The 25,181-nt window shown below is 73.3% G+C and carries 19 protein-coding genes; 4 read left to right on the top strand and 15 right to left on the bottom strand.

Features of this window, described 5'->3' with window-relative positions:
- Positions 1 to 47 precede the first annotated feature (47 nt).
- Entirely contained in the window at positions 48 to 521 is a 474-nt protein-coding gene (locus RLT57_RS06495) for a helix-turn-helix domain-containing protein (protein ID WP_311296409.1), read from the top strand.
- Entirely contained in the window at positions 484 to 1,572 is a 1,089-nt protein-coding gene (locus tag RLT57_RS06490; RefSeq protein WP_311296408.1) for a tyrosine-type recombinase/integrase, read from the top strand. The genes RLT57_RS06495 and RLT57_RS06490 overlap by 38 nt, the downstream gene beginning before the upstream one ends.
- Before the next feature lie 30 nt (positions 1,573 to 1,602).
- On the opposite strand, the gene glnA is transcribed toward RLT57_RS06490, so the two are convergent.
- On the bottom strand, positions 1,603 to 3,012 hold the full coding sequence (glnA, locus tag RLT57_RS06485; RefSeq protein WP_311296407.1) for a type I glutamate--ammonia ligase: 1,410 nt from the start codon (positions 3,010 to 3,012) through the stop codon (positions 1,603 to 1,605).
- A gap of 195 nt (positions 3,013 to 3,207) precedes the next feature.
- On the opposite strand from glnA, the gene RLT57_RS06480 reads away from it, so the two are divergent.
- Complete coding sequence (locus RLT57_RS06480) at positions 3,208 to 3,675, top strand: RDD family protein (RefSeq protein ID WP_311296406.1); 468 nt, start codon at positions 3,208 to 3,210, stop codon at positions 3,673 to 3,675.
- Between the two features lie 279 nt (positions 3,676 to 3,954).
- Here the strand turns inward: RLT57_RS06480 and RLT57_RS06475 are convergent, their stop codons facing one another.
- From RLT57_RS06475 to lipB, 4 genes are all read right to left on the bottom strand, one after another.
- Positions 3,955 to 4,632, bottom strand: a complete 678-nt coding sequence (locus RLT57_RS06475; protein ID WP_311296405.1) for a DUF4191 domain-containing protein — start codon at positions 4,630 to 4,632, stop codon at positions 3,955 to 3,957.
- A 74-nt stretch (positions 4,633 to 4,706) separates the two neighbouring features.
- On the bottom strand, positions 4,707 to 4,946 hold the full coding sequence (locus RLT57_RS06470) for a hypothetical protein (RefSeq protein ID WP_311296404.1): 240 nt from the start codon (positions 4,944 to 4,946) through the stop codon (positions 4,707 to 4,709).
- Between the two features lie 212 nt (positions 4,947 to 5,158).
- Complete coding sequence (gene lipA, locus RLT57_RS06465) at positions 5,159 to 6,112, bottom strand: lipoyl synthase (protein ID WP_311296403.1); 954 nt, start codon at positions 6,110 to 6,112, stop codon at positions 5,159 to 5,161.
- A 212-nt stretch (positions 6,113 to 6,324) separates the two neighbouring features.
- Positions 6,325 to 7,098, bottom strand: coding sequence for a lipoyl(octanoyl) transferase LipB (lipB, locus tag RLT57_RS06460; RefSeq protein WP_311296402.1), 774 nt, complete (start codon positions 7,096 to 7,098; stop codon positions 6,325 to 6,327).
- 361 nt (positions 7,099 to 7,459) lie between these two features.
- Here lipB and RLT57_RS06455 point away from each other — a divergent pair, with 361 nt between their 5' ends.
- On the top strand, positions 7,460 to 9,127 hold the full coding sequence (locus RLT57_RS06455; protein WP_311296401.1) for a regulator: 1,668 nt from the start codon (positions 7,460 to 7,462) through the stop codon (positions 9,125 to 9,127).
- Positions 9,128 to 9,205: 78 nt separating this feature from the next.
- Here the strand turns inward: RLT57_RS06455 and RLT57_RS06450 are convergent, their stop codons facing one another.
- The 10 genes from RLT57_RS06450 to RLT57_RS06405 all read right to left on the bottom strand — a co-directional run bounded on the left by RLT57_RS06450 (position 9,206) and on the right by RLT57_RS06405 (position 24,996).
- Entirely contained in the window at positions 9,206 to 10,609 is a 1,404-nt protein-coding gene (locus tag RLT57_RS06450) for a pyridoxal phosphate-dependent decarboxylase family protein (protein WP_311296400.1), read from the bottom strand.
- 503 nt (positions 10,610 to 11,112) lie between these two features.
- Positions 11,113 to 12,408: an NAD(P)/FAD-dependent oxidoreductase gene (locus RLT57_RS06445; protein ID WP_311296399.1), complete on the bottom strand. Its 1,296-nt coding sequence runs from the start codon at positions 12,406 to 12,408 to the stop codon at positions 11,113 to 11,115.
- A 421-nt stretch (positions 12,409 to 12,829) separates the two neighbouring features.
- Positions 12,830 to 13,732, bottom strand: coding sequence for a TIGR01777 family oxidoreductase (locus RLT57_RS06440; RefSeq protein ID WP_311296398.1), 903 nt, complete (start codon positions 13,730 to 13,732; stop codon positions 12,830 to 12,832).
- 260 nt (positions 13,733 to 13,992) lie between these two features.
- Positions 13,993 to 14,505, bottom strand: a complete 513-nt coding sequence (locus RLT57_RS06435) for a DUF4240 domain-containing protein (protein ID WP_311300602.1) — start codon at positions 14,503 to 14,505, stop codon at positions 13,993 to 13,995.
- Between the two features lie 117 nt (positions 14,506 to 14,622).
- On the bottom strand, positions 14,623 to 15,624 hold the full coding sequence (locus tag RLT57_RS06430) for a GNAT family N-acetyltransferase (RefSeq protein WP_311296397.1): 1,002 nt from the start codon (positions 15,622 to 15,624) through the stop codon (positions 14,623 to 14,625).
- A gap of 281 nt (positions 15,625 to 15,905) precedes the next feature.
- Positions 15,906 to 18,587 (bottom strand): pyruvate dehydrogenase (acetyl-transferring), homodimeric type, encoded by a 2,682-nt coding sequence (aceE, locus tag RLT57_RS06425; RefSeq protein ID WP_311296396.1) that lies wholly within the window; start codon positions 18,585 to 18,587, stop codon positions 15,906 to 15,908.
- 458 nt (positions 18,588 to 19,045) lie between these two features.
- Positions 19,046 to 19,660: a GntR family transcriptional regulator gene (locus RLT57_RS06420; protein ID WP_399129778.1), complete on the bottom strand. Its 615-nt coding sequence runs from the start codon at positions 19,658 to 19,660 to the stop codon at positions 19,046 to 19,048.
- A gap of 303 nt (positions 19,661 to 19,963) precedes the next feature.
- The gene (gene sucB, locus RLT57_RS06415) at positions 19,964 to 21,820 is read right to left on the bottom strand and encodes a 2-oxoglutarate dehydrogenase, E2 component, dihydrolipoamide succinyltransferase (RefSeq protein WP_311296394.1); all 1,857 of its coding nucleotides are present in this window, start codon (positions 21,818 to 21,820) and stop codon (positions 19,964 to 19,966) included.
- Positions 21,821 to 21,872: 52 nt separating this feature from the next.
- Positions 21,873 to 23,261: a dihydrolipoyl dehydrogenase gene (gene lpdA / locus RLT57_RS06410; RefSeq protein WP_311296393.1), complete on the bottom strand. Its 1,389-nt coding sequence runs from the start codon at positions 23,259 to 23,261 to the stop codon at positions 21,873 to 21,875.
- A gap of 226 nt (positions 23,262 to 23,487) precedes the next feature.
- Entirely contained in the window at positions 23,488 to 24,996 is a 1,509-nt protein-coding gene (locus tag RLT57_RS06405; RefSeq protein WP_311296392.1) for a leucyl aminopeptidase, read from the bottom strand.
- Positions 24,997 to 25,181: the final 185 nt, after the last annotated feature.

Genomic DNA, 25,181 nt, shown 5'->3' with positions numbered 1-25,181 from the left:
AAGCTAGCACCGTTGATATCCGCTTGGGAAGTCGGTACCTTCTTCTCGTGAAGATTGATGATGTTGCGGACTCATTCGGCAAGGCGGTCCGGCGGGCGCGAGAGAACCGGCGGTGGACACAGGCGGACCTGGCGCAACGGCTCGGTGCGGTCCTGGGCAAGGAGGTAAACCCGCTGGCAGTGACCCGGATTGAGAGCGGCAAGCGACCGGTGCCGCTTCCCGAAGTCGCCGCACTGGCAGGGCTGTTGAACCTGGAGATTGACCCGCTTATCAACCCGGCGCCGGTCCGCCTGGGGCAAGCTGAACTCGTGCATCGGGCCGAAGAAGTCAGGTCCGAACTCGACGCGGCGTACCAGGAAGAGGTGCGCCTGATGGCAGCATCCGCCTCCGCCAATCAGCAGTTGAGGCAGCTCCGCATGCGCCAGGACGGCCTTGAGCGTGAACTGCAAGCGATTGAGCGGGCCACTACGAGAGACGGTGAACATGGCAAGCAAGAGCATCAAGAAGCGCCCGAACGGTAAGTGGCGGGCACGCTACCGGGACTTGGCCGGCAAGGAGCACGCGCGTCACTTTGCCCGGAAGGTCGACGCAGAGCGCTGGCTCGATGAGGTCACGGCCGCACTGGTGACGGGTCAGTACGTTGATCCGAAAGACCAGAAACTGACGGTCGATCAGTGGTGTGATCTGTGGTTGGAGTCCTACGCGAAGCGGGATTCCACGGTGCGGCAGGCGAAGGTACACCTTGGGCAGATCCGGGCGGAGTTTGGGCCGCTACCGCTGATGGCGGTGGACGAAATGGCCGTCAATCGGTGGATGGCCCGACTGAGGCGCGAGAAGGTCGCGCAGTCGTACCGCTTCGCTCTACACAGTCGCCTGTCCCAGATTCTTCGGGCTGCCGTCCGGGGGAAGAAGCTCGCCTCGAACCCGTGCGGTCGGGAGACCTCTCCGGGCGCGGGCAAGCAGCGGCCTTATGTCTGCACCGAGGCGCAGTTCTGGGCGATGTACGAGGCCGCGTCGGTGAAGTACCGCCCGGCCTTCCTGCTCGGCGCGTTCGCCGGCCTACGGGTAGCCGAGGCGTGCGGGCTGCGGGCAGGGGACGTTGACCTCGACACGAGGTTCATCAACCCGGCCGTGCAGTATCCGGCCGAACCCCTCAAGACCGAGATGTCGATGACCGCGGTGCCCATCCCGGATGCGTTCGTCGGGGAGATCAAACGCCTACTCGATGGCGGGCGCGGATTCGTCGTGTCCGACGACGAGGGCAAGCAGATGGGCCCATGGAAGGTGGAACGGGAGATCCGCCGGGTGCGGGCCAAGGTGTCGGGGGTGCCGGCCGAGTTCCGCTTCCACGATCTGCGGCACTTCTTCGCCTCTGCCCTGATCGCCGCCGGCAGCGACGTGAAGGTGGTGCAGCACCGGTTGCGGCACTCGTCCGCGAAGACGACGTTGGATACCTACGGTCACCTCTGGCCCGACTCCGACCAGTCCACCAGGGCGGCAGTGGAACGCCTCATGACGTCCAAGATCAACAAGCTTGCGGACCCCTCGCGGACTGACGAGGGGTCCGCGTAGCGAACCTAGAGGTCAACCGACTGTTGATCTTTAGATGTCGAAGTACAGCTCGAACTCGTGCGGGTGCGGGCGGAGCTGGATCGGGGCGATCTCGTTCGTGCGCTTGAAGTCGATCCAGGTCTCGATCAGGTCGGCGGTGAAGACGCCGCCGGCCTGGAGGTAGTCGTTGTCGGCCTCGAGGGAGGCGAGGACGGCCGGGAGGGAGGTGGGGACCTGGGGGACGCTCGCGTGCTCTTCCGGGGCGAGCTCGTAGAGGTCCTTGTCGATCGGCTCGGCGGGCTCGATCTTGTTCTTGACGCCGTCCAGGCCCGCCAGGAGGAGCGCGGAGAAGGCCAGGTACGGGTTGGAGGACGGGTCGGGGGCGCGGAACTCCACGCGCTTGGCCTTGGGGTTGGACCCGGTGATCGGGATACGCATCGCGGCGGAGCGGTTGCGCTGCGAGTAGACCAGGTTGACCGGGGCTTCGAAGCCGGGGACCAGGCGGTGGTAGGAGTTCACCGTCGGGTTGGTGAAGGCCAGCAGCGAGGGCGCGTGCTTGAGGATGCCGCCGATGTAGTAGCGGGCGGTGTCGGACAGGCCCGCGTAACCGGTCTCGTCGTAGAAGAGCGGGTTGCCGCCCAGCCACAGCGACTGGTGCACGTGCATGCCGGAGCCGTTGTCGCCGAAGATCGGCTTGGGCATGAAGGTCGCGGTCTTGCCGTTGCGCCAGGCGACGTTCTTCACGATGTACTTGAAGAGCATCAGGTCGTCGGCGGCGGCCAGCAGCGTGTTGAACTTGTAGTTGATCTCCGCCTGGCCGGCGGTGCCGACCTCGTGGTGCTGACGCTCGACCTGGAGGCCGGCCGCCTCCAGCTCCAGGGAGATCTCGGCGCGCAGGTCGGCGAAGTGGTCGACCGGCGGGGTCGGGAAGTACCCGCCCTTGTAGCGGACCTTGTAGCCGCGGTTGTCCTCCAGCGCACCGGTGTTCCAGGCGCCGGCCTCGGAGTCGATGTGGTAGAAGGACTCGTTCGCCCGGGTGGCGAAGCGCGCGCTGTCGAACACGTAGAACTCGGCCTCGGGGCCGAAGTACGCGGTGTCGGCGATGCCGGTGGAGGCCAGGTACGCCTCGGCCTTCTTCGCCACGTTCCGCGGGTCGCGGCTGTACTGCTCGCCGGTGATCGGGTCGTGGATGAAGAAGTTGATGTTGAGCGTCTTGTCCTTGCGGAACGGGTCGACCCGGGCCGTGGAGAGGTCGGCGCGCAGCGCCATGTCCGACTCGTGGATGGCCTGGAAGCCGCGGATGGACGAGCCGTCGAAGGCGAGCTCGTCATCGGGGTTGAACGACGACACCGGGACCGTGAAGTGCTGCATCACACCGGGCAGGTCGCAGAACCGGACGTCGACGAACTTGACGCCCTCGTCCGAGATGAACTTGTTGACGTCGTCGGCGTTCTGGAACATCCAACTCCTCCTAGGCCCGGCCCGCGGGTCGGGTTGGCGATCGAGGTGCGGCCAGTGCGGTGGCGCACACTGCCCTGACCATAGGGATCGGGCATTTCTCAAGCATGACCCATTTGTTTCTGAGGCGTTAACCGCTACGCCGAGGGACCGGCACCCACCCGGTGTGGCCCCTCCCGCGGGGGCTACCGTGGACCCGTGGACAACAGGGAAGCAATCGGATCGTGGCTCTCGGGGCCCCGCGCGGCAGCCGAAGAGATGGGCGTCGAATTCGGCTACCGCGGTGAGCGGCTGGGTCTGCCCGAGGAGGGCCCCGGTTCGATCGCTCCGGTGGGCCGCCGACTGGCCGCGGTCTTCGTGGACTGGATTCTGTGCGTGCTGATCGCATACGGCCTGATCGCACACCGTGACTACAACGCGTCCAATCCGTGGGCGCTGCTGGTCTTCGGCGCGTTGAGCGTGGTGGGCCTGTCCCTCATCGGCAGTACGCCGGGCAAGCGGCTGTTCGGGCTGCGGGTCGTCCGGCTGGACGGCGGCCGGCTGCTGCCGCTCGCGGTGCTGATCCGTACGGTGCTGCTGCTGCTGGTGATCCCGGCCGCCGTCTGGGACCGCGACACCCGCGGCCTGCACGACAAGGCGGCCGGGGCCGTCCAGATCCGCGTCTAGCGGCTCGCTCACCGGAGCCCCCGCTCCCGGACCCGGAAGCCCCCGCCCCTCCGAGCCGGAGTCCTCGTCCCCGAGGCCCGCGGCGCGAAGCGCGATGCGGCGGAGGCGAGGGCGGGGAGAGCGGGGTGGCGGGGTGGAGCGGACGGCAGCGGGTCCGGGCGCCCGACCGGCACCCGGACCCCTCGCGTGTCGTACGGCCCGTACGCCGCCCCACGGCCTTCGCGGCTCCCGGCCCGGCGCAGGCTCCGCCATGCACCCGGCCGCCGTACGGGGACGCGCTCAGCGCCCCTTCGGCATCCGCATCCCGCGCGGCATCGGGCCCTTGGGGATCGGCATGTTGCTCATCATGTCGCCGAGCGCCCGCAGCCGGTCGTTGACCTCGGTGGTCTTCGGGCCGCTCAGCGACCGCGGCAGCCGCAGCAGCGTGGTGCGGATCTTCTTCAGCGGCAGCTCGCCCGTGCCGTCGCCGACGATGTAGTCGTGCACCGGCACGTCGTAGACGATCCGGGACACCCGCTTCTTCTCAGCGGCCAGCAGGCCCTTGACCCGGTTGGGGTTGCCCTCGCCGACCAGGACGACGCCCGCCTTGCCGATCGCCCGGTGCACCACGTCCTGGTTCTTGTTCATGGCGACCGCCGGGGTCACGGTCCAGCCGCGGACGTTCTGCAGGACGGCCGCCGCCGCACCCGGCTTGCCTTCGAGCTGTCCGAACGCGGCCGTCTCGGCGCGGCGGCCGAAGACGACCGCCATGGCGAGCACGGCCAGCAGGAGGCCCAGGACGCCGGCGTAGACAGGGTGGTCGATCAAGAAGCCGATGGCGAGGATGACACCGAAGGTGACGATTCCCACAGCCGCAAGGACAAGCCCGATCTTGGAGTCGGCCTGCCTGGTCATCTTGTACGTCTGGGCGATCTGCTTCAGTCGCCCAGGATTCTCGGATGGTTCCTTCCTCGCCATGCGGGAAAGGATACGTGGCCTGTCGGTACGCCGTCACCGCGGGCGGCCGGCCCGGCCGGTCGCCCGCTGGCCGGTCAGCGCGGTTCGAGCACCCCGCCCGTGAGGGCGGCCATCTCGTGCTCGGCCTCCCGGCGGTCCCTGGCGCGCTGCCGGTCGGCGACGACCGCCGCCCAGGCGTTGCGCCGGGCGGTCTGCTGGCCGCCGCTGAGCAGGAAGGACTCCACGGCCCGCAGCGCCCCGGCCACGGGCGCGTGCGGGCGCCCGGCGGTCACACGGACGGTGAGCGGGGCGATACGCAAGGGCCTGGACGACATGGCGTCCCCTTCGGAAGGTCAGCTGATGCGACTATCTGCGGATTCTCTGCGGATCCAGCGTCACCACACCGTGTTACCAGCCGGTGACCACCCGGTCAAACGCGTATGAAAAGCCTCGGTCTCCGAACGGAATCCGGTCAACAACAGACGAGCAACCTCAGGTCGCCGTCGGCCGACGGCGCACCGACCGTCGGCCGGCTGCCCGCCGGAGGTCAGGCCGCCGCCTGCGCCCGCCGGTCCACCGCCTGCTGGAAGAGCCGCCCGGCCCGGTACGACGAGCGCACCAGCGGCCCCGACATCACACCGGCGAAGCCGATCTGCTCGGCCTCCTCCTTCAGCTCCACGAACTCCGCGGGCTTCACCCACCGCTCCACCGGGTGGTGCCGCACCGACGGCCGCAGGTACTGGGTGATGGTGATCAGCTCGCATCCGGCCTCGTGCAGGTCCCGCAGCGCCTGGCTGATCTCCGCCCGCTCCTCGCCCATGCCCAGGATCAGGTTGGACTTGGTGACCAGACCGGCCTCGCGGGCCCGGGTGATCACCTCCAGCGAGCGCTCGTAGCGGAAGGCGGGACGGATCCGCTTGAAGATCCGCGGCACCGTCTCGACGTTGTGCGCCAGCACCTGCGGGCGCGATCCGAAGACCTCGGCCAGCTGGGCGGGCTCCGCGTTGAAGTCCGGGATCAGCAGCTCGACCTTGGTACGGCCGCCGGGCCGGTCCGCGGTCATCGCGTGGATCTGCCGGACCGTCTCGGCGTACAGCCAGGAGCCGCCGTCCGCCAGGTCGTCGCGCGCGACACCGGTGATGGTGGCGTAGTTCAGGTCCATGGTGAGTACGGACTCGCCGACCCGGCGCGGCTCGTCGCGGTCGAGGGCGGCCGGCCGGCCGGTGTCGATCTGGCAGAAGTCGCAGCGCCGGGTGCACTGGTCGCCGCCGATCAGGAAGGTCGCCTCGCGGTCCTCCCAGCACTCGTAGATGTTGGGGCAGCCGGCCTCCTGGCACACCGTGTGCAGCCCCTCGCTCTTGACGAGTTTCTGCATCTGCGTGTACTCGGGGCCCATCTTCGCCCGGGTCTTGATCCATTCGGGCTTGCGCTCGATGGGGGTCTGGCTGTTGCGGACCTCAAGGCGCAGCATTTTGCGTCCGTCGGGTGCGACTGCGGACACGACCGGCTCCCTACAACTTCGATTCTTCGGCGAACACCAGCGTACGCCCGTGATTCGTACGGCTCCCTCAGGGAGCAACCAGCAGCCTCGTGGGTGCATTCCCCGCCTGCTCCCCGCCTGCTCCCCGCCCGTCCTCCGGCGGGACCCCGCAACCCACCGGGCGTCCGCCAGGAGCCCCGCGGGGTCCCGCCGGTGGATACGGTCCCGCGCCCTCACACCGCCCGGGGAAGCGGTACCGCGGTGGTCAGTACGTGCGTCAGGTGCTTCTCGACCACCGGCACCACGTCGGCGACCGGGACCCGGCGGCCCAGCTCCGCCGAGAGCGAGGTGACGCCCGCGTCCCGGATGCCGCACGGCACGATCCGGTCGAACCAGGTGTTGTCCGGGTCGCAGTTGATCGCGAAGCCGTGCATCGTCACGCCCTTGGCGACCCGGATGCCGATCGCGGCGAGCTTGCGGTCCTCGCGCCGCTGGCCGGCGTTGGAGGGCGCGTACTGCGGGCCGCTCAGCCGCGGGTCGAACTCCTCGTCGGCGAGCCGGGGGTCGAGGTCCAGCGTCAGCCCGGGGCGGGACTCCACCGGGTCGCCCAGCACCCACACCCCGCTGCGGCCCTCCACCCGGCAGGTCTCCAGGCCGAAGTCGGCGGCGGTACGGATCAGCGCCTCCTCCAGCCGGCGTACGTGGGCGACCACGTCCACCGGCCGGGGCAGCTTCACGATCGGATAGCCGACGAGCTGGCCGGGGCCGTGCCAGGTGATCTTGCCGCCGCGGTCCACGTCCACCACCGGGGTGCCGTCCAGCGGGCGTTCGCTGTCGGCGGTGCGGCGGCCCGCGGTGTAGACCGGCGGGTGTTCGAGCAGCAGGCAGGTGTCCGGGACCTCGTCCGCGAACCGCGCCGCGTGCACCCGCCGTTGCTCCTGCCACGCCTGCTGGTACTCGACGGCCTCCGCGCCGAACCCCAGGTGAACGAAGTCCAGCTCACTCACGACGACTCCTCTGCTGTCCCCTCGGCGGCGCCGGCTGCGGGTCTCACAAGGCGCTCTCCTCACTGTACGGCGGTGGGCGCGGGACTCCGCGGGCCGGTCGGGGGCGGCCGGGTCCCGGCCGGGGAATCGGCCGGGGAATCGGGTCCGGCCCGCACGCGCGGCGTGCCCGAGCCGTAGCCGCCAGGGACCCCGGCCGTGCCCGCCACGACCCCGGCTCGTGTCCGGCGCATCCCCGACGCCCGGACCGGAATGATGGTCTGTTGTCGCCCATTCGGGCGAATATGCCGTTCTTACGGTGAACTTCCCGGCACTGACCGTTACATTCGCGCCGATCCCGCGACTCCCAGGGAAGTGGACCGCAATGCCGATGACGGACCGTGCCACGCAGCGAACTCCCGACCAACCGAACCCTCCCGCCGCCTCTCCCGCCGCCTTCCCCGCCGCCCCTCCGGCCGGTGCGGCCGCCCCGCGCGCCGCCGCCCTCCCCGGCGGTACCGAGGGACCGGCCACTCCGGACCCTCCGCACAGTCCGAACGCGCCGAACAGCGCCAACGCGCCGAACAGCCGCCTCGCCGCGCTCATCGCCGAGGCCGGCTTCTCCAACGCCGGGCTCGCCCGCCGGGTCGACCAGCTCGGCACCGAACACGGCCTCGACCTCCGCTACGACAAGACCTCCGTCACCCGGTGGCTGCGCGGCCAGCAGCCCCGGGGCACCACCCCGGCGCTGATCGCCGAGGTGTTCACCCAGCGGCTCGGCCGACGGCTGTCCGCCCAGGACCTCGGGCTCGACGCGTGCGCCCCGGTCTACGCCGGCCTGGAGTACGCGGCCTCGCCCGCCGAGGCGGTGGACATCGTCAGCGGGCTGTGGCGCAAGGACACCGGCAACCAGAAGGAGCTGCGGAAGATCGCGTTCACCCCGGCCGGTCTGGTCGTCCCCAGCCGGGACTGGCTGATCGGGCGGGCCGACGCCTCGGTGGAGTCCGCCGGGAACCCGGGCCGGACCGGCTTCCCCCGGGTGCCGCCCCAGCGCGGGGGGCTGCCCGGTGCCGAGGGGCCGGGCCACGGACCGGACCGGGAACCGGACCCGGCGGCCGGCCGGGCGCCGCGGCCCGATCCGGCGCGGCAGCGGATCGTCGGCGGCGACATCGCCGCGGTCCGTGCCGTCGGCGACCTCTTCCGCGGCCTGGACCAGACCTACGGCGGCGGCCACGTCCGCCTGGCCCTCGTCCGCTACCTGGAGCACGAGGCCGAGCCGATGCTGCGCGGCAGCTACGGCGAGGCGCTCGGCCGCCGGCTCTTCGCCGCTGTCGCCGACCTCACCCGGCTCGCCGGCTGGACGTCGTACGACATCGGCGCGCACGGGCTCGCCCAGCGCTACTTCGTCCAGGCGCTCCGGCTCGCCCAGGCCGCCGGGGACCGGGTCTACGGCGGCTATGTGCTGGTCACCATGAGCCGGCAGGCGGTCTACCTCGGCCACGGGCGCGAGGCCGTACAGCTGGCCCGGGTCGCCCAGCAGGGCGTCGGTACGGGCGCGCCGGCCGCGGTCCAGGCCCTGCTGCACGCGGCGGAGGCCCGCGGCCACGGCGTCGTCGGCGAGGCCCGCGCCTGCGTGGCCGCCCTAGCCCGCGCCGAACGCGCCCTGTCGCTGGCCCGGGGCGGTGACGAGACCCCCGGCTGGGCCCGGTTCTTCGACGAGGCCCAGCTCGCCGACGAGTTCGCGCACTGCCACCGCGACCTCCAGCAGTGGCGGCCGGCGGCCCAGCACGCCGAGCGCTCACTCCAGTTACGCTCCCCCGTCCACGCCCGCAGCCGGCTCTTCGCCCGTACGGTGCTGGCCTGCGCCCGCCTCGGCCTGGGCGAACTGGACGTGGCCTGCGCGCACGGCCTGGAGGCGGCCAAGCAGGCCGCCGACATGCGGTCGCTGCGCGCGGTCGAGTACGTCCGCGACTTCGGGCGCCGGCTCGACCCGTACCGCGAGACGGCCGCGGCGCGGAACTTCCACGACAGGGTCGCCGGACTGTCCCTGTGACCGGTGTGCCCCGCCGCCGGCACCGTGAGCGGTACGGCCCGCAGGGGCCGGCGTGATCGGGTAAGGGAGCTCGGCGCCTCAGCCGAGCCCCTTGACCGCCGCGTCGAGCGCGGCGAGGACCCGGGCGGTGTCGGCCCGCGTGGTGCGCCAGTTGGAGAAGGCGGCCCGCAGGGCCGGGCGGCCCGCGTGGACCGTGGGGCTGAGGAAGGCCTCGCCGGAGGCGGTGACCGCGGCGGAGAAGGCCGCGAGGCGGTCCGGGTCCTGATCGCCGGCGAGGGCGAAGCAGACCACGTTGAGCCGGGCGGGCGCGAGCAGGACGAAAGCGGGGTCGGCGTCCAAGGAGGCGGCGAGGGAGGCGGCGCAGGCGGCGTTGCGGACGACGATCTCGCGGTGGCCGGCCGCGCCGTACGCCGTCAGGGTCAGCCAGGCGGGGAGGGCGCGCAGCCGGCGGGAGTTCTCCGGGGTGAGGTGGAGGAAGTCGGGGTCGGCGGGGTCGGGCGCGCCCAGGTACGGGGACGCGTTGTGGAAGACCGCGGTCTGCAGGTCGCGGCGGCGGGTGAACTGGACCGCCGAGTCGTACGGCACGTTGAGCCACTTGTGCAGGTCGACGCAGACCGAGTCGGCCAGGTCCAGGCCCGCGGTGAGGTGCGCGTGGGCGGAGGACAGGGCCGCGAAACCGCCGAAGGCCGCGTCCACGTGCAGCCAGAACGGGAAGCGGTCCCGGAGCGCGGCGACCGCCCGCAGGTCGTCGAAGTCGACGGTGTTGACGGTGCCGGCGTTGGCCACCACGATCGCGGGCCGGCCGTCGAGCGCCTCCAGCGCGCGGGCCAGCGCGGCCACGTCCACCGCCTCCCGGTCCGGCAGCGTCGGCACGGCGCGCAGCCGGTCGCGGCCGATGCCCAGCACGGACAGCGCCTTGCCGATGCTGGAGTGCGGGGTGCCGGAGAGCACGTCGACCGGCCCGAGCGCGGCGGCGCCGGCCGTCGCTACCCGCACCCCGAGCCGTTCGCCGACCCACTCCCTGGCGATGGCGAGCCCGACGGTGTTGGAGGCCGTCGCGCCGCTGACGAACGCGCCGCTGTGCGCCTCACTCAGCCCGAACAGCTCCCGCAGCCAGCGCAGCGTCTCGTGCTCCAGCTCGGCGGCGCAGGAGTCGCCGCCGGACGCGGCGTTCTGGTCGTACGCCGCCGTCAGCCAGTCGCCCGCCAGGCCGGCCGGGGTAGCGCCGCCGGTGACGAAGCCGAGGTAGCGCGGACCGGCGCTGCCGGACAGCCCCGCCTCCCAGCGGGCGCCGAACTCTGCCAGCGCGCCGTCGAGCCCGCGCCCTTCGGCGGGCAGCTCCGCCGAGGGATCCGCGGGCCGCCGCCTCGTCAGGGCGACGGGCCGTTCGGCGAGACCGGCAAGGAACCGGGCCGCGTACTCCCGGGTCACCCCCAGCAGTTCGGGCAGCCGGGCCAAATCACCGGCGAGCACAGAGTCCATGAGACGGCACCTTAGGCACCCGGACCAGCGCCTGTCGCAGTCCACTTGCCTTCCGGTGGCCTGGTGGCCTGGTGGCTCGGTGGCCTGGTGGCCCGGTGGCCCGGTGGCCGGCCGGCGGTCCGGCGGTCCGATGGCCTGGCGGTCCGGTGCCCGGTGGCCCGGTGCGGCTGTCCGGCTGTCCGGCCGTCCGGCGGTGCTGACGAGGGTGGTCCGTCGGACGTCCGGGCCGCGTCCCGCGAACCACTCCGGTCCACGGGCCGCGCGCCCTCGGCGACCTGCTCCGAGGCGGCGTCGGCGGCGCGGTGACCGGTCGCGGGCCGCGTGGTCAAGGACGCGCCCTGGCAGGCTCGCCGGGAGGGCCCCTCAGTCGCCGCTGGGGGCGCCCCCACCGCCTGGCGGTCCGGGGGGCGAGCTCCCGCGGCGTCCGGCAGGCGGGTCGCGCCACGGGGCCGTCACAACCTCCTCGGCCGTGGGGAGCCCGCCTACCTCGTACCGCGTCCGGTTCAGGCGGCGGCCTCCCCGCTCGGTCGTGCCCGCACGCCCATGTCCCGCAGCACGCTGGACGCCGCACGGTGGCCGGACGACAGCGCGCCCTGGACCGTGCCGCCCTCCCGGTGGCCGCCGCAGACGTACAGGCCCGCCACCAGGCGTACCGGGCGGCGCGGGTCGTGCGGGACGGGCAGGGCGGGGACGGCCTCAAGGTCGGTGCGCAGCGACAGCAGCTCCCAGCGGTCGGTGCCGGTGTCGTAGAGCTCGGCCAGGTGGGCGCGCAGCGCCTTGTCGTCGTCGCCGTCCGGGGGCGGCCCGAGGACGACGGAGGTGATCAGCGCCCGCCCGGCGGGGGCCCTGCGCGGGTCGATCGCGCCGGCCGGGAAGGTGTGCGAGACCGGGCCGAAGCGATCCCCGTCCAGCACCAGCAGCGGCTCGCGGAGGGGTTCCGCGGGCGCCGCGTGGTGGACGACGGTGACCTGCCGGAAGGCCGGTACCCGCAGCCCCGGCAGCAGCTCCCCGGCGGTGCGCGCGTCGGTGGCCACCACCACCGCGCGGCACGGGAGTTCGGCGCCGTCCTCGGTGAGCACCGCGTTGACCGTGACCCGGGCGGCCCGGGTGCCGAACCGGACCGTGCCCGGCGGCAGCCCGGCCGCCAGCCGCTCGGGCAGCCGCCCGGCGCCGCCCGCCACCAGGGCGGTACGGCCGCGGGCGACGTCGCGCAGCACCGCGTCCGCGACCCGGCTGGACGTCGTCAGCTCCGGGTCGCACAGCAGCGCGGCCAGCAGCGGCCCCAGGAAGCCGTCGACCGTACGCGGTGCGAAGCCGTGAGCGGACAGCGCCTGCGCGGCGGTCGTCTCCGGGCGGGCCGCCAGCCGTGCGTCGGGCGTGGCGGCCAGCCGGTTGAGGAGGGTGCCGAGCCGCGCCTTGTCGAGCGCCGAACCGATCGGCGCGCGGGCGGAGCTGAGGGCGGCTCGGGCGCCGCGCGGATCGCCGACCCGGTAGCCGCGCCCGCCGGCCCGGACCAGCGCGCCCGGCCCGAAGGGGGCCAGCGGCAGCGTTCGCAGACCGGCCGCCCGGGACGGCTCGAAGGCGGCGGTGTTGAGCAGCCGCGCCCCGCGGTCGAGCCGGAAGCCGTCCACCGTGTCGGTGGCCATCCGGCCGCCGACCCGTTCCGCGGCCTCCAGGACGGTGACCGCCAGGCCCGCCCGGGTCAGATGGTGAGCGGCGGAAAGACCGGCGAGTCCCGCGCCGATCACGATCACGTCCGCGGTGGTGGTCGCGTGTTGCCGACGTGCTGATGAGAGCACGATGCCCCTCCGGGAGAATGGGTCCGTTCCCCGCTCACGCCGACGGCACGGGCGAAGACGCCTTGTGGGCGTGCCCGGTCCCCGCCGAACGCTGGTAGGGGTCATGCCCCAAGGGACGGCAAAGGATGCGGAATCACCAGCCCCACTAGCCCCTTTCCGGCGCACGGCAAGGCGCATGCGAGGCGTGTGCGGGGCGCACCGCGAGGCGCATGGGGGGCCGCTCCCCGACGGCCTCGCGCACCGCGAAACCGCCTGCACGGCGGTTCGGCCACCGCTGCCACCGCCACCGGGCCGAGGGCGGGCCGCCCGCCTCCACCGCACCCAGGGCGGGCCTCCGCCGCCGCCCGCACGGCGGGGGCCCGCCCGCGTCCCAGCACCGCGGGTCGCCGCCGCCCGCCACCCCTGCGGTGACACCCGCCGGCTACTCCTCCAGCGCCGCCCGGATCGCCTGGTCGATGTCCGGCAGTGCGAACACGAAGCCGGAGTCCAGCAGCCGTTTGGGCCGGACCCGCTGGCTGCCCAGCACGTCCGAGGCGAACTCGCCGAGCGCGATCCGCAGCGCCGGCGCCGGGACCGCGGCGATCGCCGGGCGGCGCAGGACGCGGCCCATGGCCGCGGTCACCTCACGGTTGGTCAGCGGTTCGGGAGCGGTCAGGTTCACCGGTCCTGACAGGCCGTCGGTGTCGACGAGGTGCCGCAGGGCGGCGACCTGGTCGCGCAGCGAGATGAAGCTCCAGTACTGCCGTCCGTTGCCGAGCCGCCCGCCGAGTCCGGCCCTGAAGATCGGGAAGAGCCGGCCCCAGGCGCCGCCCCGGCCGGACACCACCAGGCCGGTACGGGCGTACGCGGTACGGACGCCGGCCGCGTGGGCGGGTTCCGCGGCGGCCTCCCAGTCCTGCACCAGGCGGGCGAGGAAGCCCTCGCCGGCCGGGCTGTCCTCGTCCACCCAGGCGTCGCCGGTGTCGCCGTAGTAGCCGATGGCGCTGCCGCAGACCAGTACCCGGGGCGGGGTGTCGAGCGAGGCCGCGGCGCGGGCGATCGCGTCGGTGCCCCGGACCCGGCTGGCCACCAGCACCTTCTTGCGGGCCGTGGTCCAGCGCCGGTCGCCGACGCCCGCGCCCGCCAGGTGCACGATCGCCTCGCACCCGCTCAGCCCCGCGGTGTCGACCGTGCCGGCGGTGGGATTCCACCGCACCTCGCCGTCGGCCGCGGGCACCCGCCGGACCAGCCGGACCACCTCGTGCCCGTCGGCGGCCAGGGAGCGGACGAGGGCGGAGCCGATCAGTCCTGAGGCGCCGGTGACTGCGATACGCATAGCGGCCATTGTGCCGGGCCGCGCCCGCGCCGGGGGTCAGGCGCCCCGGGGCGGGCGCCGGTTCAGGCGCATCGTCCGGCGGGCCGGTCTTGGGACCCCGTCCCGGCACCCGGTGCCGCCGCCCGGCCGCCCGCCGAGCGGTACCGGACCCGCTGCCCCGGGCGCTCGATCCTGGCCGGATCCGCGCCTCGAAGCGTGCCCGCCGGCCGATCCGCCCCCCGGCCGGCGCGCGGCCGCCGGCCGATCCGCGCCCTCGACCGGCGCACCCCTCAGCTGAAGCGCGCCCACAGCCGCGGGTAGTGCTCCGCCATCACCTTTTCGTCGTCCATGTCGATCGGCTCGCCCTCGGGCACGTCCGGCTCCGGCAGCCCCAGGTCGGGCAGCCGCATCGCGGTCAGCTGCTCGTACGCCTCGTCCGCCGCGTACCCCACGTCCTCCGCGTCGCCGTCCGCCTCCGGGTCGAAGTCCGCGGCCAGGTCGGCGAGGTCGTCGGGCGCGGCCAGGGCGCCTTCGAAGACATGGCGGCCCTGGGCGATCAGCCAGCAGCGGAAGTAGTCGAAGGACTCGTCGTCCGCGCCGCCCAGCATGATGTCGGCGGCGCCCCACAGGTCCCAGCGGAAGGCACGGCCGAAGCGGATCTCGAAGTGCCGGGCGAAGTCCAGCACGGCGTCCGGGTCGAGCTGCGCCAGCCGCTCGACGAGCAGGTCGGCGTGCTCCTCCGGGTCGCCGTCGGCGGCCTCCCGGGTACTGTCGACGATCTCCCAGAACTCCGTCTCGTCCATCACGCGTCCAGCTTCCCGGTTGCCCCGCCGGCACGCACGCGGGGCGCCCCGGTTACACCCGTGTCGTTACGTTCCGCCCCGGATCACCGGGCCGCCCCGCGCAGCCGCCGGGACCCGTCAGCGTACCCGGAGCCTGAGCTGGTACAGCACCGTGCGCCGCAGCGGCCGGAAGCCGAGCGCCGAGTTCAGGGCCAGCATGTGCCGGTTGTCGTCCGCGTTGTCGGTCTTGATCTCGGTGATCTCCGGGTGCTCCGCCCTTGCCAGCCGCAGCATCTCGGCCTTCATCCACAGGCCGAGGCCGTGGCCGCGGTGGGCCGGCAGCGCCGCGGTCTCGTACTGCCGGGCGATACCGGACGCGTCAGCGGGGAGGACGAGTTCGGTGTAGCCGGCCACCGAACCGTCGGCCTCGGCGAGCGCGGCCACGGTCAGCAGCCGTTCACCCCGCCGGGCGACGACCTGGGCCGCCTCGCACACCCGGTCCTCGTCCCACTCGGCGGGCCCGCAGTCCAGCGTGCCCACCGGTGTGTCGGCCACGGCCTGTTTGGCGTGCGCCAGGCTCGCCGCCAGCGACTCCGGCACCACGCCCTCCCAGGACGTCAACCGGTAGCCCGCATGCGGCAGTTCCGGCAGCTTGCGGACGGCCTCCGGTACGTCGTCGAGCAGCAGCCGCAGCCAGGTCAGCCGGGCCGCCGCCAGGAAGCCGCGGGTCCGCAGGAAGCTCTCGCCGGAGGTGCCGGCCCCCGCCTCGATGACCACGGTGCGGCAGCCGGCGCCGGCCGCCGCCTCGGTGACGGTGGCCAGCAGCCGTGAGCCGGTGCCCATCCGCCGGTGCGCCGGATGGACCGTCAGGTCCACCTCGGCCAGGTGCCTGCGGCCGGGCGCGGTGAACAGCCGCTGGGTCGCGACCGCCAGCGGCTCCACGCCGGAGCCGCCGCCGCGGACCAGCCACAGCACCTGCCGGAACGCGCTGCTCCCCGTGGTCAGGTGGGCCCGCAGGGCGTCCTCGGAAGGAACGGGCTCACCGGGGCGGTCGTGCGCGAGCGCGGCGGCGTGCACCCGGTGCCAGGCGCGGAAGTCCTCGGCGGTGGGAGCCGTCAGCGGGCTTGGGTTGGCAGCCATCGGGGGGACGGTAGCCGGTGGCGCCAGACGCCCGCAATCCCTTTCGGTACGTCAGATTCCGCGTGACCGGCCGGATCACGCCCTGCCCCGCTGCCTCAGGTGTCACACAGGACCCCGGTACCGGTGTCCCGTACGCGCTCCGGGCGTCCGGACGCGGCACCCGGTGCCGCGCAGGCCCGGCGATACGCAGGGCGGCGTACGACGACCGGGTGGGACACCGTACGTCGCCCTGCGTGCCCGCGCTGCGCCATCCACCGCAGGGGCGGATGGCGGGCGGGGGGCTACAGCCCGTAGCGCGCCGCGGCCTCCTTGACCGTGGCGGGCTTGACGTCGCCGCGGCGGGCCAGCGCCGCGAGCGTCTGCACCACCAGCGACTGCGGGTCCACCCCGAAGTGGCGGCGGGCCGCGTCCCGGGTGTCCGACAGGCCGAAACCGTCGGTGCCCACCGACGTCCAGTCCTGCTCCACCCACGGCGCGATCTGGTCCGGCACCGCCCGCATCCAGTCGCTGAAGGCCACCACCGGACCCGGCGCGCCCTCCAGCGCCCGGGTCACGTACGGCACCCGGTCCTCGCCGCGCAGCCGGGCCGCGTCGCACTCCAGCGCCTCGCGCCGCAGTTCGGTCCAGGACGGCGCGGACCACACGTCGGCCGCCACCCCCCAGTCCTCGGCGAGCAGCCGCTGCGCGTCCAGCGCCCAGTGGATGGCGGTGCCGGACGCCAGCAGCTGCGCCCGCGGCGCGTCGGCCGGGGTCTCCACCGTGCCCTCGGCCGTCCGGTAGCGGTACAGGCCCTTGAGGATGCCCTCCTCGACGCCCTCGGGCATGGCCGGCTGGATCTTCGGCTCGTTGTAGACCGTCAGGTAGTAGAAGACGTCCTCGGAGTTTGGACCGTACATCCGCCGCAGGCCCTCGCGGACGATCACCGCGACCTCGTACGCGAACGCCGGGTCGTAGGAGAGCGCCGCCGGGTTGGTGGAGGCGATCAGGTGCGAGTGGCCGTCGGCGTGCTGCAGGCCCTCGCCGGTCATCGTGGTGCGGCCCGCGGTCGCGCCGATCACGAAGCCGCGGCCCAGCTGGTCGGCGAGCGCCCAGAACTGGTCGGCGGTCCGCTGCCAGCCGAACATCGAGTAGAAGATGTAGAACGGGATCATCGGCTCGCCGTGGGTGGCGTACGACGTGGCCGCGGCGGTGAAGTCGGCGAGCGAACCGGCCTCGCTGATCCCCTCGTTGAGGATCTGGCCGTCCTTCGCCTCCTTGTAGTACAGCAGCTGGTCGCGGTCCACCGGGTCGTATGTCTGGCCCATGGGCGAGTACAGGCCCGCCGACGGGAACAGCGACTCCATGCCGAAGGTGCGGGCCTCGTCGGGCACGATCGGCACCCAGCGGCGGCCGGTCTCCTTCTCCCGCATCAGGTCCTTGATGAGCCGGACGAACGCCATCGTGGTGGCGATCTCCTGGCCGCCCGAGCCCTTCTCCAGCGCGGTGAACGGCTTGGCGGCGGGCTGCGGCAGCGGTTTGGCCACCACCTTGCGGGCCGGCGCCGGGCCGCCGAGCGCGGCGCGCCGCTCCCGCAGGTAGCGCATCTCGGGGGAGTTCTCACCGGGGTGCCAGTACGGCACCACGGCCGCGTCCAGCGCGCTGTCCGGGATGGGCAGCTCCAGCAGGTCGCGCATGGTGCGGAACTGCGCGCCGGTGAGCTTCTTCATCTGGTGGTTGGCGTTGCGCGACTCGAAGCCGGCGCCGAGCGTGTAGCCCTTCACCGTCTGCGCCAGGATCACCGTCGGGGCGCCCTTGTGCTCCACGGCCGCCCGGTAGGCCGCGTACACCTTGCGCGGCTCGTGCCCGGCGCGGGAGGTCCGGAACAGCTCCAGCAGCTTGGCGTCCGACAGCCGGGCGCCGATCGCCCGCAGCGAGGGGTCCGCGCCGAAGAAGTGCTCGCGCACATAGGCCGCGTCACGGGTGGCGTACGTCTGGAACTGCGCGTCCGGGGTGTTCCGCAGCCGCCTGAGCAGCGCGCCGTCCAGGTCCTGGGCGATGACCTCGTCCCAGGCCACGCCCCACAGCGCCTTCACCACGTGCCAGCCGGCCGCCAGGAACTGGGCCTCCAGCTCCTGCACGATCTTGAAGTTGGGGCGCACCGGGCCGTCGAGCCGCTGGAGGTTGCAGTTGATGACGAAGGTCAGGTTGTCCAGGCCCTCGCGGCCGGCCAGTGCCAGGGCGGCGGTCGACTCCGGCTCGTCCATCTCGCCGTCGCCGAGGAACGCCCACACCCGGGAGCGCGAGGTGTCCTTGATGCCGCGGTGCTCCAGGTAACGGTTGAAGCGGGCCTGGTAGATCGCCGACAGCGGGCCGAGGCCCATGGAGACGGTCGGGAACTCCCACAGCCACGGCAGCCGCCGCGGGTGCGGGTACGAGGGCAGGCCGTCGCCGTTCGCCTCCTGCCGGAAGCGGTCGAGCTGCGCCTCGGAGAGGCGGCCGTCGAGGAAGGCGCGGGCGTAGATACCGGGGGAGGCGTGGCCCTGCAGGTAGAGCTGGTCGCCGGAGCCGTCACCCTCCTTGCCGCGGAAGAAGTGCTGGAAGCCGGTCTCGTACAGCCATGCGGCCGAGGCGAAGGTGGCGATGTGGCCGCCCAGGCCCTGGCGGCTGCCGCGGGTCACCATGGCGGCGGCGTTCCAGCGGTTCCAGGCGGTGATCCGGGCTTCCAGTGCCTCGTCGCCCGGATAGGCGGGCTCGGCGGCGGTGGGGATGGTGTTGACGTACTCCGTCTCCAGGAGCGGCGGCAGCGCGACACCCTCGCCGGCGGACTCCAGGGTGCGGCGCATCAGGTAGGCGGCCCGGTGCGGGCCGGCGGCCTCGGTGACGGCCGCGAGCGAGGCGCGCCATTCGGCGGTCTCTTCCGGGTCGCGGTCCGGTATCTGGTCGAGCTGACTCAGCCGGGTTCGGCGTACGTCGTCGTCGGGCACGGGGTGCCGCCTTCCGAACGAAGGGAGGGAGTGGAGTGCGAGTCGATGAGTCGGCATGACAGGGCTCGCCCTCCGTACGCCACGATACGCCGCCGATCGATGATCGATCAATGGTTCCCAGTAGGAAACATCGCAGGCGGCACGGGGTGTCAATCGCCGGGGCACCCAGTGTCAGCCGCTCCGGACGGTGGAGAGCGGGGCCCGGCGCTGCGGGTCTGCCGAGCCTTGGCGAGCTGCCGGGGGGGCTCGGCACGGGCCTGTCGGAGGCCGCCGGGCTCGGGGTGGCGGTAGGCGCGGGGGTGGGCGGGGGCGTGGGCGCGGGGGTGGCGCGGCGGGGTGCTCGGCGGCGGTGCGGGCGGCCGAGAGCCGCCGGGCTCAGGGCTCAGGGCCCGGGGACCGGGGGCGCGGCGGTCCGGGCCCGGACCCGCGGGCGCGGCCTCAGACCTGCGGGCGCGGCCTCAGACCTGCGGGGCGCAGCTGAGGACGTGGGACCTGATCAGGCCGCGGATGTCCGGGTCGCCGCGGACGAAGGCGTCCACGATCTCCTGGTGCTCTGCGGCGTACGCGCGCGGCGCCGGGCTCAGCCAGCGGATGGACAGGGTCGTCCACACCTCGATGCCCAGCGACTCCCACGCGTGCAGCAGCACCGCGTTGCCCGCCGCCCGTACCAGCTCGTGGTGGAAGGCCACGGTGTGCCGGGACTGCGCCTCGTCGTCCAGCGCGGCGTCCGCCGCCCGCAGCGCGGCGACCTCGCGCTCCAGCGCCGACGGGTCCGCGGCCAGCGGCCCGGCCGCCAGCTCCGCCGCCACCTGCTCCAGGCCGGCCCGCACCGGATAGCTCTCCTTGAGGTCGGCCGCCGTCAGGGCGCGCACCCGCACCCCCTTGTTCGGTGCCGACTCGATCAGCCGCAGCGTCTCCAGCTCGCGCAGCGCCTCGCGCACCGGCGTCTGGCTGACCGCCAGCTCCACCGCGATCCGGCGCTCCACGATCCGCTCGCCCGGCTTCCACCGCCCACTGACGATGCCTTCGAGAATGTGCTCGCGGATCTGTTCGCGCAGACTGTGCACGACCACGTGCGGGACCTCGTCCTGCCGAGCGGAACCAGCGGCCACGGGGTGCACTCCTTCCGGTTCGCTTGACATAGACGATACGACGAGGCCGCAAGGGTGCCTCGACCCAGGGCGGGTCCGGGCCGTGCGCGGCGCTGGACCGGGCCCCGGACCGGCGCTGGGACCGGGCCCCGGACCGGCCGGTCCGGGCCGCCGCCCGAAGGCCCCGGCGGCCCTCAGGAGGGCCGCCGGGGGATACGACGGCGCCCCCTTCCCGAGCTGGCGGGAAGGGGGCGCCGGACGCCGTACAGCGGCCGTGCCGGGCGGCTACAGGCCGAGCTCGACCTCGAACTCACCGGCTTCCAGGATCTCCTTCACCGCGGACAGGTAGCGCGCCGCGTCGGCGCCGTCCACCAGCCGGTGGTCGTAGGAGAGCGACAGGTACGTCATGTCCCGGACGGCGATGACCGTGCCGTCGAGGGTCTCCACGACCACCGGGCGCTTCACGGTCGCGCCGATGCCCAGGATGGCGGCCTGGTTCGGCGGCACGATGACCGTGTCGAACAGCGCGCCGCGCGAGCCGGTGTTGCTGATGGTGAAGGTGGCGCCCGCCAGGTCGTCCGGGGTGATCTTGCTCGCCCGGACGTTGGCCGCCAGCTCGGCGGTCTTCTTGGCGATACCGGCGATGTTCAGGTCGCCGGCACCCTTGATGACCGGGGTCATCAGGCCCTTCTCGGAGTCCACCGCGATCCCGATGTTCTCGGAGTCGAAGTAGGTGATGGTGCCCTCGCCCTCGTTGATCCGGGCGTTGATCACCGGGTGCGCCTTGAGCGCCTGGGCGGCGGCCTTGACGAAGAACGGCATCGGCGACAGCTTCACGCCCTCACGGGCCGCGAAGTCCGCCTTCGCCTGGTTGCGCAGCCGCATGATCCGGGTGATGTCCACCTCGAGCACGCTGGTCAGCTGCGCCTGCGAGTGCAGGGCCTTCATCATGTTGTCGCCGATGACCTTGCGCATCCGGGTCATCTTGACGGTCTGGCCGCGCAGCGGGGACACCGCGGGAGCGGCCTTGGGCGCGGCGGCGGGCGCGGCCGCGGCCGGGGTGGCGGCGGCCTTGGCGGCGGCTGCCGCGGCCTCGGCCGCGGCGAGCACGTCCTGCTTGCGGATCCGGCCGCCGACGCCGGTGCCGCGCACCGAGCCGAGCGAGACGCCGTTCTCGGCGGCGAGCTTGCGGACCAGCGGCGTGACGTAGGCGCCGTCCTCGGCGTAGCCGTTGACGGCGGCCGGGGCCGCGGCCTGCGCGGGCGCCGGGGCGGGTGCCGACGGGGCCGGGGCGGGTGCCGGAGCGGCCTGCGGCTGCGGCGCCGGGGGGGTCGGGGCCTGCGGGGCGGGCGGGGCGGGCGGGGTCGGGGCCTGCGGGGCGGGCGCCGCGGCGGCGGGCGCGGGTGCCGGAGCAGGTGCGGCGGGTGCGGGTGCGGCGGGTGCGGGTGCCGCGGGAGCCGCGGGAGCGGGCGCCGCCGGGGCGGCACCGGCCACGCCGATCACGGCCAGCCGTGCGCCGACCTCGGCCGACTCGTCCTCCTGGACCAGGATCTCCAGCAGGGTGCCGCCGACCGGGGACGGGATCTCGGTGTCCACCTTGTCGGTGGACACCTCCAGCAGCGGCTCGTCGGCCTCCACGCTCTCGCCGACCTGCTTCAGCCAGCGGGTGACGGTGCCCTCGGTGACGCTCTCACCGAGCGCCGGCAGCGTCACGTCGGTGCCCGAGGCGCCGCTGCCGCCCTTGGCGGCCTCCGCGGTCGGCGCCGGGGCGGGGGCCTGGACATCGGTGGACGGGGTGGTCTCGGGCGCCGGGGCGGGCGCGGCGGCCTGGGGCTGCGCCGGCGGCTGGGCCTGGGGCTGCGGTTCGGCGGCCGGGGCCGGAGCGGCGGCGGGGGCGCCGCCGCTGCCGTCGTCGATGACGGCCAGCTCGGAGCCGACCTCGACCGTCTCGTCCTCGGCGACCTTGATCGACGCGAGCACACCGGACGCGGGGGAGGGGATCTCGGTGTCGACCTTGTCGGTCGAGACCTCGAGCAGCGGCTCGTCGGCCTCGACGTGTTCACCCTCGGCCTTCAGCCAGCGGGTGACGGTGCCCTCGGTCACGCTCTCACCGAGCGCCGGCAGGGTTACGGAAACCGCCATGGTTGCGGTTGCTCCTCACGGATCTGTGCGAATGGGGTGGCGTGGATGAGGGTCAGTCGTGCGAGTGCAGCGGCTTGCCCGCGAGGGCCAGGTGGGCCTCGCCGAGCGCCTCGCTCTGCGTCGGGTGCGCGTGGATGAGCTGCGCGACCTCGGCGGGCAGCGCCTCCCAGTTGTAGATGAGCTGGGCCTCGCCGACCTGCTCGCCCATCCGGTCGCCGACCATGTGGATACCGACGACGGCACCGTCGCGCACCTGGACCAGCTTGACCTCGCCGGAGGTCTTGAGGATCTTGCTCTTGCCGTTGCCCGCCAGGTTGTACTTGAGGGTGACGACCTTGTCGGCGCCGTACAGCTCCTTGGCCTTGGCCTCGGAGATGCCCATCGAGGCGACCTCGGGGTGGCAGTACGTCACCCGCGGCACACCGTCGTAGTCGATCGGCACGGCCTTGAGGCCGGCCAGCCGCTCGGCGACCAGGATGCCCTCGGCGAAGCCGACGTGCGCCAGCTGCAGGGTCGGCACCAGGTCGCCGACCGCGGAGACGGTCGGCACGTTGGTGCGCATGTACTCGTCGACCAGGACATAGCCGCGGTCGAGCGCGACGCCCTGCTCCTCGTACCCCAGGTTCTGCGAGACCGGGCCGCGGCCGATCGCGACCAGCAGCACCTCCGCCTCGAAGGTCTTGCCGTCGGCGAGCGTCACCTTCACGCCGTCCGCGGTGTACTCGGCGCCCTGGAAGAAGGTGCCGAGGTTGAACTTGATGCCGCGCTTGCGGAAGGCCCGCTCCAGCAGCTTGGAGCTGTTCTCGTCCTCGACCGGCACCAGGTGCGGCAGGCCCTCGACGATGGTCACGTCCGTACCGAAGGACTTCCACGCGGAGGCGAACTCGACGCCGATCACGCCGCCGCCCAGGATGATCGCCGACTTCGGCACCCGGTCGAGCACCAGGGCGTGGTCGGAGGAGATGATCCGGTCGCCGTCGATCGCCAGGCCCGGCAGCGAGCGCGGTACGGAACCGGTCGCGAGCAGCACGTGGCGGCCCTCGACCCGCTGGCCGTTCACATCGACCGAGGTCGGCGACGACAGCCGGCCCTCGCCCTCGATGTAGGTCACCTTGCGCGAGGCGACCAGGCCCTGCAGGCCCTTGTAGAGGCCCGCGATCACGTCGTCCTTGTACTTGTGGACGGCCGCGATGTCGATGCCCTCGAAAGTGGTGCGTACACCGAACTGCTCGCTCTCGCGAGCCTGGTCCGCGATCTCACCGGCGTGCAGCAGCGCCTTGGTGGGAATGCATCCCTGGTGCAGACAGGTGCCCCCGAGCTTGTTCTTCTCGATCAGGGCGACGTCAAGTCCCAGCTGCGCGGCACGCAGAGCGGCTGCGTAGCCCCCGCTGCCACCGCCGAGGATCACTAGGTCGTAAACAGTGCTGGCGTCGTTCGCCACGTCACGTCCTCCATGCATGGGTTCGCCGGAGCCGGTCCACCATGACCGGGCGGCGGCTTGGGTTCGGCCGCTTTGTCTCAAAGGGGGGCCCTGTCGTGCCGAGACAACATCTTCGCACTTCTCGGGGGCAGACGGGCCACCGGCCCCGGCTGTCCGAACACGGCGTACGGCCCCGGGCATGTCACCCGGGGCCGTACGTGACCGATCTCACCCGGCTCTCATCCGATCAGAGCAGCTCGCCCTCGGCGGTCCGCCGGGCCAGCCCGACCAGGGTGCGCACCGCGCTGCCGGTGCCGCCCTTGGGGGTGTAGCCGAAGGGCGCGCCCTCGTGGAACGCCGGGCCGGCGATGTCCAGGTGGGCCCAGGTGATGCCCTCGCCGACGAACTCCTTCAGGAACAGCCCGGCGATCAGGCCGCCGCCCATCCGCGCTCCCATGTTGGCGATGTCCGCGGTGGGGGAGTCGAAGGTCTTGCGCAGCGCCGCGGGCAGCGGCATCGGCCAGGAGTCCTCGCCCTCGGCCAGCGCCGCGGTGTGCACGGCGCTGCGGAAGCCGTCGTCGTTGGACATGATGCCGAACCGGCCCTCGCCCAGTGCCAGCACCATCGCGCCGGTCAGCGTCGCCACGTCCACGATCGCGTCCGGCGCCTCCTCCGACGCGCGGGCCAGCGCGTCGGCCAGCACCAGCCGGCCCTCGGCGTCGGTGTTCAGCACCTCGACGGTCTTGCCGCTGTACATCCGCAGCACGTCGCCGGGGCGGGTCGCCCGGCCGCTGGGCATGTTCTCGGCCAGCGCCAGCCAGCCGGTGACGTTGACCGCCAGGCCGAGCCTGGCGGTGGCCACGATCGCGGCGAACACCGCGGCGGCGCCGCTCATGTCGCACTTCATGGTCTCGTTGTGGCCGGCCGGCTTGAGCGAGATGCCGCCTGAGTCGTACGTGATGCCCTTACCGACGAAGGCGAGCGTGCGGGTGGCCGCGGTGTGGGTGTACGCCACCCGGACCAGCCGGGGCGGGGTCGCCGAGCCCTTGCCGACGCCGATGATGCCGCCGTACCCGCCCTTGGCCAGCGCCTTCTCGTCCAGCACCTCGACCTTGAGGCCGAACTCCCTGCCGGCCGCGACCACCTCGGCGGCGAACGCGGTCGGGTCCAGGTCGTTGGAGGGGGTGTTGATCAGGTCCCGCGCCCGGTTGACCTCGACGCCCACGGCCGCGGCCCGCTCGGCCGCGGCCTTGTGCCCCTTGTCGCGCGGCTTGGCGCCGGTGATCGCCACCTCGCCCAGCGGGCCCTTGCCGCCGTCCTTCGCCTGGTAGGCGGTGAAGGCGTACGCGCCCAGCAGCGCCCCGGTGCCGATCGCCTCGACGTCGGCGGCCTCCGCCGCCGGCAGCGCGAACGCCGCCTTCTTCGCCCCGGCCAGCGTGCGGGCCGCGACCCCCGCGGCCCGCCGCAGCGCCTCGGCGTCGTACCCGGCACCGTCCTCGGGGGCCTCGCCGAGTCCGACCGCCACCACGACCGGGGCCTTCACACCGGCCGGGGCCGGCAGCTTGGTCACCTCGCCCTCGGCGCCCGCGGCACCCAGGGTCTCCAGCGTGGCGGCGAGTCTGCCGTCGAACGCGGAGTCCACCGTTTCGGCCCCCGGCGCCAGTCGCGGGCCCTTGGGACCCTTGGCCACGCCGACGACGACGGCGTCCGCGCGCAGCGACGCGGCGGAGGAGGTGCTGAGTGTCAGTACAGTCACGGTGGAGGGAGTCCTATTCGGTCGAGGTCCTGTCAACGGCCGGTGGGTGGCCCGGCCCGGCCTCCCGCATCGTATGGGGCCACATCAGCGGGGCCGAGGACAGTACGTGGGGCGGCAGGCGTCATCCGAGCCTACGCCCGGTCATTACGCCGCGGCCGAAGGGCCGATAGGCGGGTCGGAGTCGG

It is taken from the genome of Streptomyces sp. ITFR-21 (assembly GCF_031844685.1).
Lineage (GTDB): Bacteria > Actinomycetota > Actinomycetes > Streptomycetales > Streptomycetaceae > Actinacidiphila.
Note: the sequence above shows the minus strand (reverse complement) of the source record. Positions and strands in the feature narration are given on the sequence as shown.

What these genes read in the sequence shown, in the direction of transcription:
- RLT57_RS06490 (WP_311296408.1), top strand. Translation starts at nt 484, where the DNA reads ATGGCAAGCAAGAGCATCAAGAAGCGCCCGAACGGTAAGTGGCGGGCA.
- glnA (WP_311296407.1), bottom strand. Translation starts at nt 3,012, where the DNA reads ATGTTCCAGAACGCCGACGACGTCAACAAGTTCATCTCGGACGAGGGC.
- RLT57_RS06475 (WP_311296405.1), bottom strand. Translation starts at nt 4,632, where the DNA reads ATGGCGAGGAAGGAACCATCCGAGAATCCTGGGCGACTGAAGCAGATC.
- RLT57_RS06470 (WP_311296404.1), bottom strand. Translation starts at nt 4,946, where the DNA reads ATGTCGTCCAGGCCCTTGCGTATCGCCCCGCTCACCGTCCGTGTGACC.
- RLT57_RS06455 (WP_311296401.1), top strand. Translation starts at nt 7,460, where the DNA reads ATGCCGATGACGGACCGTGCCACGCAGCGAACTCCCGACCAACCGAAC.
- RLT57_RS06450 (WP_311296400.1), bottom strand. Translation starts at nt 10,609, where the DNA reads ATGGACTCTGTGCTCGCCGGTGATTTGGCCCGGCTGCCCGAACTGCTG.
- RLT57_RS06440 (WP_311296398.1), bottom strand. Translation starts at nt 13,732, where the DNA reads ATGGCCGCTATGCGTATCGCAGTCACCGGCGCCTCAGGACTGATCGGC.
- RLT57_RS06435 (WP_311300602.1), bottom strand. Translation starts at nt 14,505, where the DNA reads ATGGACGAGACGGAGTTCTGGGAGATCGTCGACAGTACCCGGGAGGCC.
- RLT57_RS06430 (WP_311296397.1), bottom strand. Translation starts at nt 15,624, where the DNA reads ATGGCTGCCAACCCAAGCCCGCTGACGGCTCCCACCGCCGAGGACTTC.
- sucB (WP_311296394.1), bottom strand. Translation starts at nt 21,820, where the DNA reads ATGGCGGTTTCCGTAACCCTGCCGGCGCTCGGTGAGAGCGTGACCGAG.